The organism is Sphingomonas hankookensis (assembly GCF_001619955.1).
In the GTDB taxonomy this organism is placed as follows: domain Bacteria; phylum Pseudomonadota; class Alphaproteobacteria; order Sphingomonadales; family Sphingomonadaceae; genus Sphingomonas; species Sphingomonas hankookensis_A.
Map to the genome: position 1 here is coordinate 17,629 of NZ_LQQO01000019.1, position 9,020 is coordinate 26,648.

At 65.6% G+C, this 9,020-nt stretch carries 11 protein-coding genes; 8 read left to right on the plus strand and 3 right to left on the minus strand.

Features of this window, described 5'->3' with window-relative positions:
- Positions 1-71: 71 nt before the first annotated feature.
- Positions 72-641: a DUF4142 domain-containing protein gene (locus tag AVT10_RS10165; RefSeq protein ID WP_066516399.1), complete on the minus strand. Its 570-nt coding sequence runs from the start codon at positions 639-641 to the stop codon at positions 72-74.
- A gap of 258 nt (positions 642-899) precedes the next feature.
- Here AVT10_RS10165 and AVT10_RS10170 point away from each other — a divergent pair, with 258 nt between their 5' ends.
- Positions 900-2,357, plus strand: coding sequence for a DUF4403 family protein (locus tag AVT10_RS10170; protein WP_269746909.1), 1,458 nt, complete (start codon positions 900-902; stop codon positions 2,355-2,357).
- Positions 2,358-2,464: 107 nt separating this feature from the next.
- Here AVT10_RS10170 and AVT10_RS10175 read toward each other — a convergent pair whose 3' ends face one another.
- Positions 2,465-3,118, minus strand: a complete 654-nt coding sequence (locus tag AVT10_RS10175) for a recombinase family protein (protein WP_066690575.1) — start codon at positions 3,116-3,118, stop codon at positions 2,465-2,467.
- A gap of 233 nt (positions 3,119-3,351) precedes the next feature.
- On the opposite strand from AVT10_RS10175, the gene AVT10_RS10180 reads away from it, so the two are divergent.
- On the plus strand, positions 3,352-3,600 hold the full coding sequence (locus AVT10_RS10180; RefSeq protein ID WP_066690582.1) for an AbrB/MazE/SpoVT family DNA-binding domain-containing protein: 249 nt from the start codon (positions 3,352-3,354) through the stop codon (positions 3,598-3,600).
- Positions 3,593-3,991, plus strand: coding sequence for a type II toxin-antitoxin system VapC family toxin (locus tag AVT10_RS10185; protein WP_066690585.1), 399 nt, complete (start codon positions 3,593-3,595; stop codon positions 3,989-3,991). The genes AVT10_RS10180 and AVT10_RS10185 overlap by 8 nt, the downstream gene beginning before the upstream one ends.
- A 319-nt stretch (positions 3,992-4,310) precedes the next feature.
- Here AVT10_RS10185 and AVT10_RS10190 read toward each other — a convergent pair whose 3' ends face one another.
- Positions 4,311-5,543 (minus strand): tyrosine-type recombinase/integrase, encoded by a 1,233-nt coding sequence (locus tag AVT10_RS10190; protein ID WP_066690588.1) that lies wholly within the window; start codon positions 5,541-5,543, stop codon positions 4,311-4,313.
- A 326-nt stretch (positions 5,544-5,869) separates the two neighbouring features.
- Here AVT10_RS10190 and AVT10_RS10195 point away from each other — a divergent pair, with 326 nt between their 5' ends.
- The 5 genes from AVT10_RS10195 to AVT10_RS18735 form a co-directional block, all read left to right on the plus strand.
- The gene (locus AVT10_RS10195; protein WP_066690591.1) at positions 5,870-6,112 is read left to right on the plus strand and encodes an AbrB/MazE/SpoVT family DNA-binding domain-containing protein; all 243 of its coding nucleotides are present in this window, start codon (positions 5,870-5,872) and stop codon (positions 6,110-6,112) included.
- Positions 6,109-6,495, plus strand: coding sequence for a PIN domain-containing protein (locus tag AVT10_RS10200; RefSeq protein ID WP_066690594.1), 387 nt, complete (start codon positions 6,109-6,111; stop codon positions 6,493-6,495). The genes AVT10_RS10195 and AVT10_RS10200 overlap by 4 nt, the downstream gene beginning before the upstream one ends.
- Before the next feature lie 44 nt (positions 6,496-6,539).
- Entirely contained in the window at positions 6,540-7,832 is a 1,293-nt protein-coding gene (locus AVT10_RS10205) for an abortive infection family protein (protein WP_232307961.1), read from the plus strand.
- A gap of 40 nt (positions 7,833-7,872) precedes the next feature.
- A complete protein-coding gene (locus tag AVT10_RS10210; protein WP_066690597.1) occupies positions 7,873-8,610 on the plus strand; it encodes a hypothetical protein in 738 nt (245 codons plus the stop codon).
- Positions 8,611-8,738: 128 nt separating this feature from the next.
- The coding region (locus tag AVT10_RS18735; protein WP_232307962.1) for a hypothetical protein at positions 8,739-9,020 on the plus strand (282 nt) is incomplete at its 3' end.

The following is a 9,020-nucleotide window of genomic DNA, read 5'->3' on the forward strand; positions in this document are numbered from 1 at the left end:
AATAATCGCCGCAAACAAGTGCCGGACCAGGTCGAAGGGGGGCTTCATCGACCTGGCCCGGCGGGTATCACCTATCCTGCAAGCCCGGAGGGGGTAAGCGACTTGCCGGTGGTGAGCTCGTTCTCCAGCACCGGGACCGCGGTACCGGCGACCTGCTGCAGCGCCGGATCGGTCCCGTCCTGCGCGTAACCCTTGTGCACAGCCCAGGCAGCCTGCTGGACCTGCGCGGACTGCGTCAGATACAAATTGTCGAAGGCGCTCTTGGGCGCCTTCTGGAGTAGCTTGAGCAGGGCAGCACGGTCGGCGGACAGGCTTGAGGAAGGGGCCTTGATCGTGCGCTGATCGTTCTTCAGCGCCGCCAGAAGCGCCTTGTGGCTGCTCTGAGTCTCGGCCAGCACCCGCTTCGCATAAGCCTTGACGTCATCCCGCTGCGCGCGCGTCGCGGCGAGCTGCGCGGCCTTGATCTGATAGAGGTTGGCGTCGGCCGCCGCGAGCACGTAATTGGGCCCGCTCTGGCTCGCGATCGGCGAGACGCCGACGTCGGCGCTGGTCATTGTTCCCGAAGTGGCGGGCGAAACGGCCTGCGCCAATACTGGAACCGGCGCCAAGGTGAGCAGCGCAGCGACAATCGCAATCTTCATCGAAATCCTCCGTTGGTGTTGTTAGGCATTGACCGAAATCAACGGGCCGAACGATAAAGAAACGGGACGGTTCCCTTTTGCGAAACTGATTTGGCAAACCTATGGGATGGTGGCCGCTCGGACGGCTGGAGGTGCGCGGCGATGAAGAACACGACCGCTCGGGCAACCGTCTCAACGCCGAGTCGGTCGATAGCTGAAGCGGCAGGCCAGATTGCCGGGGCTTTTTTTCGCGAGAACGAACTCTCGAGTGTCTCGATCGTGTCCGCCCTGCTCTGCGTTGCATGCCTTAGTGGCTGCGACCGGACTCCTCGCGAGGCGCCTCCGCGAGCGACGGACACCATCAGCGTGCCCCCGCAGACTTCTACCATGAATGTCCCGATTGTTGCAGACATGGACAAGCTGGCGGCCAGCCTCGAACAGGCGGTTCCGCGTCGCCTCTGGTCGATCGACAAGCCGGGGCAGACCTGCCTCCCGCCGAAAAAGGTCAAGATCCTCTTCGCGAAGATCAAGACGCCCGCCATCCAGTGCCGCATCACCGGCACCGTCGTCCGAGGGCCGCTGGTGCTGGAGGGCTCGGGCAAAACGATCATTGTCACCATGCCGCTTCACGCCGCGATCAGCGCCCGCGACGTGGGCGGCGTGCTCAGCCGGGAAACGGCGGAGGCGGACGCCCGCGTCCGGGCCGTGGTCAGGCTCGACATCGCCCGCGACTGGTCGCCGCGCGCAACGGTGTCGATCGCCTACGACTGGACCGACGAGCCGCACGTCGACTTCCTCGGCCAGCGAATCGAGTTCACCAGCAAGGCCGACGCCAAGCTCGCCGGCGTCGTCGAGCGCCTGGAGCGCTCGCTGCCGCAGGAGCTCGGCAGATTGCAGCTGCGCGAGCAGATCGCGCAGGTCTGGGGGTCGGCGTTCACCTCCGTCCAACTGAACCGGGCGAACCCGCCGGTGTGGATGCGGATCACGCCCCGGCAGTTGAGCTACGGAGGCTACACCATTTCGCGCAACCGGGTGAACCTGGCGCTAGGGATGACGGCGGGGACGGAGACTTTTGTCGGCGATCGGCCGCCTGATCCGCAGCGCCAGCCGCTCCCCGCCATGTCGCGCACGCAGCCCGGACCCGGCCGCATCCTGTTCGCCATCCCCGTCATCGCCGACTATCGTCAGCTGGAGCCGGTTCTCGCCAAGGCATTGGTGAAGCGTTCCCGCCGCCCCTTCGAGGTGCCTGGTGTCGGGGCCGTGCGCGCGCAGTTTCACCAGGTGACCGTCTACGGCACCACGGGTGACAAGATCGCGGTCGGGCTTCGCTTCAGTGCGGCAGCCGAAGGTGGGGAGCCTGCGCAAGGCACGATCTGGCTTACCGCCACGCCGCGCAACGCCGTCAACGATCGCCGTGTAGCGTTCGACGATCTCACTGTCGCCGGTGTGGCCGACTCGGTCGGGACAAGCCTGCTCCTGAAGCTCGCCAACACTCCCGGCATATCAGGCACTGTGTCAGCCGCGCTGACCCAGAACTTCGAAAAGGATTTCGACAAGCTAATCGGCAAGATCACCCGTGCGATCGACGAAAAGCGGATTGGCGACATAATCGTGCGTGCCCGTGTGACGGACGTGCGGACGGGCCAGTTGAAGGCGGCGGGGCAAGGCGTCTACCTACCGGTATGGGGGCGCGGCACGGCCACGATTAGCCTTGCGCCAGTACGGGCCAGAAATTGAGATCTCGCTGCAGCCTTCACGGCTGCTTGACCGTCCCAGCGGCAACGCTGCCGCCTCTTTCCATCCTAGCAGAATTATTCAGAGGTCGAATTGAGTCCGGCTCTATCTCACGGTATCGTCGGACACGCATCGCTCTGCTTGGTCGCCCGGTGGAGGGCTGTAACGCGCTTGACTTGTGCGATGCTGCAGCCCGCTAGCGCCGCCGTTTTCGCTATGCTCATCCCTGCCTCACGAAGTGAGACAATGCGGCGATGATGGGCCAAGTCTGGTTTTCGACCGGTATAGCGTCCCTCCCGCTTGGCGATCGCTATGCCCTCCCGCTGCCGCTCGCGGCGCAGTTCGTAATCATCGCGAGCGGTCTGAAGCGCAACCCTCAACAACATGTCTTGAACGGCCTCTAGGACGATGCGCGTCACCCCGCCATTGTCCTCAGCAAGATCGGTAAGGTCCACAATTCCTGGTACGGCTAGCCTCGCTCCCTTGTCGCGGATAGCGGTGACGAGCCTCTCCGCCTCAGCCAACGGCAGGCGGCTGATCCGATCGATCTTTTCGGCGATAACGACTTCGCCCATTTGCAGGTCGGCTATCATGCGAAGCAACTCGGGCCGGTCAGGACGCGCGCCGGAAGCCTTCTCGCGATAAACAGCTGCGACATAATACCCCGCGGTACGCGAGGACACGACCATCGCCTCTTGGCGTTCAAGATCCTGCTCATCGGTGCTGACGCGCAGGTACACGCGAGCAGCGCGGGTCGTACTCATGTTGGCTCCGTTGGGTACACCCATAGGAGCCACTGCTGGAGCAGCTGGCTCGGAATGGCAAGTTGCGATCCTGTCGAGCCTAGCTCAGCAAGCCAGGCCTAAGTAGCTATTGAGCACGGATATGAACGAGGACTGATCACCAACCGCGACGTAGTGCCGTCCTTGGCGCTAGGCATAAGCGGTGGAAGGCGGTACATTCCAGAGATTGGGTCAGCCAAGCGAGTTCAGTGCAGATGGAAGCGCAAAGGGTCAAGATCGTGGATGGTGGTAAGCTGGTGATCCCGGCGGCTATGCGCCGTGAGCTCGGGATCGCCACGGGTGACATCGTTCTCGTCGATGTGGACGATGGCGAGTTGCGGGTACGTTCCGTGCCTAGAGCACTTGAGCGTGCTCGTGCGATTCTGCGCAAGTATGTGCCCGAAGGCGTCGGCTTGGCTGACGAGCTGATCGCAGAGCGCCGGCGCGAGGCGGAGCGTGAGTAGCAAGGTCGTACTCGACGCCTCCGCCCTGCTCTGCCTGTTGAACGACGAGCCCGGGGCGGATCGGGTAGTCGACGTCCTGACCCGCAGCATTATCGGAACGACCAACCTCGCCGAGGTCGTCTCCAAGCTTCGGGACCGAGGATTGCCGCTCGACAAGGTGCGTGAGGCGCTTGGCGGGCTGCAGCTAGATGTCCGGCCGCTCTCTCCTGCCCAAGCGCTCATCATAGGGGACCTGCGACCGTCGACGAAGGCGCTTGGTCTTTCGCTTGGTGACCGAGCGTGTCTTGCCTTGGCGATCGACCTGCAAGCGGAGATGTTCACGACGGACGCTCCGCTGGCGAGCGCTGAGGTCGGCGTCACCATCACCAACGTGCGGCCGCTCGCGGAGTAGCCGCACATTCGTGCTTTTGGGTGCGGCAGGCTCAGGCGGATGGTGGGCGGCGGACCAGTGCGCCTGACGTCCACTGTTTCGGGCGCAGATCCACTCTTTCAGGGTGCTGCTGTAGGACGGATTGCGTCCACCATTTCAGGAAAACCTACAGATCATGCAACGGTTCGGACGGCCAACCTTCGTGGCCCAAATGTCGGTTTCTCTGAAATAGTGGACATTTCGCCTTCGTTGGAGTGTTCCTGAAATAGTAGCTTCGCAGCTTAAACATAGGACGGTCCGGCTCATGCTTGAGCCGGAAAAAGCCGGTGCGAGGGAGTGCTCAGGTCCGCACGCGGGAGAGCACTCGGGCCGCAACGCCGCTCTGGGCCTGAAGCCGGCGGCCATAGCGCAGCGCCGTGGATGGCGACGACCAGCGCAGTGTCAGCGCGATGCCGGCGCCGTCCTCACCCGCCGCGAACAGGTCCTGCGTCAGTCCGACCCGCAGCGAGTGCGTGGAAAGCGCCGCGATTGCCGCTTCGAGTTCGCCGGCCGGCAGTTCGACTAATCCCGCCCGGGCGGCCGCGAGTGCAATCCGCCGATAGATGCCGGTGATACCCTGGCGGCTGAGAGGCGCGTCCCCGACCGTGTAGGTCACCAGCAGCGCTGCAGCCTCGGCGTCCTCGTCGCCCCAGCGCGCGTCCGCCAGTTCCTTCGACCGCTGCCGACGCCGATCGACGCCAACGCGCCGAAACAGCACGCCGTCGCCAATCATCGCTTCGGCGCGCCATGCGGCGACGCGGCGCATCGTGTCGGCGGACAGCCACGCCCAGGCCCCGATCCCTTCCTGGTCGGTCTTGGAGCGCGGCAGGTGAAGCAACCCGGTGCCGTCCGACTGCGGTCTGAGGTCGGCAACCGCGACGGCGATCAGTTCGCTGACCCGCAGGCCGGCGTCGTAGCCGAGTGATAGCAGCGCTGCATCGCGCAGGCCCTGGGCATCGCCGGTACAGGCGGCGAGCAGCGCCGACAAAGTGAAGCCACCCGCCTCACCGAGCCCGCCGCCAAAGCGGAGCGGGGCGGCCTGGCGTTGCGCCGCGCCCTGGCGCCGGCGGTTGCCGCGCAGCGCGTTGCGGACCATCGGCGCCGACGTCGGCAAGGCGTCGCTGCCGAGGCCGAGCAGCCGGTGCACCGTCGCAAGGCTGGCGATGCGGCGAGATAGCGTTGCGGGCTTCTTGCCGTCGGCTTCGAGCGCGCGCAGGTAGCGCACCAAGTCCTCGGGATCGGCGGGACACGGGCGCCGGTGCTCGCCGGCGCACCAGTCGAGCCAGCAGTCGAGGTCGGCCGCGACCGCAAGCTTGGAGGCGTCGGCCATCGCCTCGAGCGCGGTCTCGACGCCGAGCGCGCTAACCGGGGGCAGGCCGGCGGGTGCGGCGCGGCCGAGCACGGTCAGCAACCGCGCGTCGGGTGTGGCGGCATCGTCGCCGCCGGCGCGCCGCGAGCGGCGCGTCGGCAGCACGGCGTGGGTCCGGACGAGCAGCAGCGTGGTCGGCACGGCTTGTTCGCTGGTGGCCGACATGATGGTGTCACTTGTGTCTTTAGATCCCGGTTGTGGCACGTCGCCGACCGTGAGACTCAAAGGATCTCGCTTGCCCTGATCGGGCGCGCTCGGCGCTGGTGTATTGCTACCTTCGTACACCACCCTGCCCCGCTATCCTGTTCTGAGCAATAACGCGCCTGTACATACCATAAGTCGCGATTATGGAAAGTGCCCGTGTGTGGCGTGGCGCAGGGAAGGGGGCGTGTCACGCTTCTGCACGTGTGGCACGGCATCACCGACGTTGAGGGTCGGCAATGATGCGCCTATACTGTCCCCAGCGACACACCGAGCAACAGGCTGCCACCATGACCGTCCAAGTCAACATCACGCCCAACGGCCGCATGAGCCTGCCGGCCGACATCCGCAAGCGGCTTGGGCTCACCGGCGGCGGTGCGGTTTATCTCGACGAGACGGCCGATGGCGTCGTGCTGCGCACCGTGCCGCAGATCGTGGCGCAGGCGCAGGCGCTCGCGCGCCGTTACCGCGACGCCCCCGGCTCCAGCGTCGACGACTTCCTCGCCACCCGCGCCGCGGAGAACGGCGAATGAGCGTCGTGCTCGACGCCTCGGCGCTGCTCGCGCTGCTGCGCGGCGAGGCTGGCGCCAAGAAGGTCGAGGGCGCGCTCGCCGGCGCGCGCATGTCGGTGGTCAACATGGCTGAGGTTGCCACTCACTACCACAAGCTCGGCATGCCCGACGAGGAGGTCGACGCCATGCTGCGGCCGCTGCCGGTCGAGCTCGTCCCGGCCGATGCGGCGCTTGCGCGCGAGGCCGCGCGGCTGCGGCGCCACACCGTCGAAGGCGGGCTGTCGCTCGGCGATCGCTTCTGCCTCGCGCTCGCCAAGCGCGAAGGTCTGCCCGCCTGGACCTCCGACCGTAAGTGGAAGGAGATCGCGGCTGCGGCCGAGGTCAAGGTGGTGGCGATCCGCTGACTGCACGAGTTCGTGCTATCGAGTAGGATATCGAGGACGCCCGCGTGCAGGACCTGATTGAACAGCCGGCGCGCTATCTCGCGACCGTCGAGGAAATGCTGATCGCCGAACGCATGACCCAGGCGGCCAACGTCGTGCGCGCGGCCACCCCGCGGATCGAGCGGACCGGCTACGACAACTGGAACGGCGGCACTGAGCAGTGGACGGTGTTCCTCTCGATTGATCCGGCCGAGTATGCGCTGCTAGGCGGCGCCAAGGACGGGGTCGAAGAGCAGATCACCCAACGCCTTAAGGCCGTGCTCGAACCCTTCACCCAGGATTGGTACAGCGCCAAGCTCGTGCCGCGGCTCGCGGCGCCAAGTGCTCCCGCCCGGCCGAACGACCGGGTCCGCCGACAGACGCGACAGAACATCATCGATGGCCTACGGATCGACCAGGTTGCGTGGTGCGGCACGCTAGACGACGTCGACTTTCTGGCCCGGCTCTACAGCCTCGACACGCTGCCGTCCTATGACTCGCGTTACAAGGATGCCGCCGGCGACATCTACCAGCACCGCGTTAACAATTTCGATTGGGGCGAGGACTGGGTCTATGACGACGCCCGCTTCGGGCTGTCGAGTGGACCGGACGAGGTCTTCCTGCGCTTCCTCTGCGAAACGGTCCACCCCGTGGTTCGTCCCGACAAGGACGAGGCGATCCGGCTGGTGGCGCAGTACAACGACCAGCTGCGCCAGGACGGCTGGGAGCTGGTTGAGGAGGAGCGGATCGCGGGGCGGCCGCGCTTCGTGGCCCGGCGCGCGGGGCTCGCCGGCGGTCGATCGGTCTCCCGCGCGCGAACGGTCGCGGACGCGCTCGATGCGGGCTGGATGCAGAAGGAGATCGAGCGGCTCGAAGTCGCGGTCGAGGCCGATCCCGCGCTTGCGATCGGCACCGCCAAGGATCTGGTCGAGACCTGCTGCAAGTCGATCCTCACCCGGCAGGGGGTCACCTTCTCCAAGACGGTGACGCTGCCCGAACTGACGAAACTGCTCACCAAGGAACTGAAGCTCGTTCCCGAGGGCATCCCTGACGAGGCCAAGGGCGCTGAGGCGATCCGGCTGCTGCTGCGCAATCTGACCACGATCACCCAGTACCTCTCGGAGATCCGCAGCCTGTACGGCTCAGGCCACGGCCGCGACGGCCGTCACCGCGGGCTCGAGCCGCGCCATGCCCGCCTCGCCGTCGGCGCGGCCGTCGCGTTTATCGACTTTGTCTCCGACACCTATCACCAGCGCATCCTGCCTGGTGCGGCCCCCTCACCATCGCTCACCGACGCGCGCAGCGCGCGGCAGGGCTGACGATCATTACTCAAGAGGCTTTCGCGTGTTCGATCATCCAATGAGCGACCAGGATCGACAATATCTGATCCGGCTCGCCCGTATCGCGGTCGCCAACTTCAACGCCGGCGACTGGAAGGAGCTCGGCGTTCATCTCGGCGCGCTCGACGTCATCACCGGCCACGATCGCCTACTGCGCAGCCTCAGCTTCGCGGATCCCGACTATTCGGGACACGCACATGGCGTGCTGTTCTCGCTGGCGGAGCGCAACCCGCACAACCTCGCCACGATCGCTTCCTTTATCCGCGATAAATACGGTGACGACGGCGAGCTGGTGTCGACCAGCGGCGGGCGGTCGCGCACCGTGGTGTTCACTCCCAGCGTGTTCGATCTGCCCGACGGCGGCGTCGAAGCGGACCTGATCGCGGTGATGACGCCGTTCGCGCCTGAGTTCGAGCCGGTGTTTCAGGCGATCGGCCATGCGGCCGCCCAAGCCGGCTATCGGACGCTGCGCGCCAAGGACATCTGGCAGCACTCAGCGGTGATCCAGGACGTGTTCGCACTGATCTTCCGGGCCCATATCGTCGTGTGCGATTTCACGGGGCGCAATCCGAACGTCTTCTACGAGGCCGGCATCGCGCACACCCTGGGCAAGCACGTTGTGCCGATCACGCAATCAGCAGGCGACATCCCGTTCGATCTGCAACACCATCGCTACCTCGCCTACCTCAACAACAACGAGGGGCGGCAGTCGCTCGCCGCTAGCCTGCAGACCCGTTTCGCCGCACTGCGAGGCTGACGACAACCATGACACGCGACATCCCTGCCAGATCAGCGCGGTGAGGACGATCGAACCTGCTCGCTACATGCGGCGTTGCGGACAGAGATGGCGCCGCGGAGGTGCCGATGGAAGGACGAGGCCGAGCCATGGCGAAAATGCCGCAGAAGGTGGATCGGGCCGCCTTCATCGCAAGTAACCCGCGGTGTTGCTACTGCGCCGGAAGGCGGCCGACGACGGAGATCGATCACGCCCCTGCTCGCATCGTCTTCATCAAGAAACATGGGCCCGAAGGCTTCCTGTTTCCGTCCTGCTCGGAGTGCAACCGGATCGCGGGGGTAAGCGAGCAAGTGATGGCGTTCTACATCCGCAGCTTCGACCGGTCCGCTTGCGGACTCGACTGTCAATCGGCGTCCAAAAAGGACCCCCTA

Coding starts and splice junctions, on each gene's coding strand:
- AVT10_RS10195 (WP_066690591.1), top strand. CDS start 5,870: ATGACCGTCCAAGTCAACATCACGCCCAACGGCCGCATGAGCCTGCCG.
- AVT10_RS10190 (WP_066690588.1), bottom strand. CDS start 5,543: ATGTCGGCCACCAGCGAACAAGCCGTGCCGACCACGCTGCTGCTCGTC.
- AVT10_RS10175 (WP_066690575.1), bottom strand. CDS start 3,118: ATGAGTACGACCCGCGCTGCTCGCGTGTACCTGCGCGTCAGCACCGAT.
- AVT10_RS10180 (WP_066690582.1), top strand. CDS start 3,352: ATGGAAGCGCAAAGGGTCAAGATCGTGGATGGTGGTAAGCTGGTGATC.
- AVT10_RS10200 (WP_066690594.1), top strand. CDS start 6,109: ATGAGCGTCGTGCTCGACGCCTCGGCGCTGCTCGCGCTGCTGCGCGGC.
- AVT10_RS10165 (WP_066516399.1), bottom strand. CDS start 641: ATGAAGATTGCGATTGTCGCTGCGCTGCTCACCTTGGCGCCGGTTCCA.
- AVT10_RS10210 (WP_066690597.1), top strand. CDS start 7,873: ATGAGCGACCAGGATCGACAATATCTGATCCGGCTCGCCCGTATCGCG.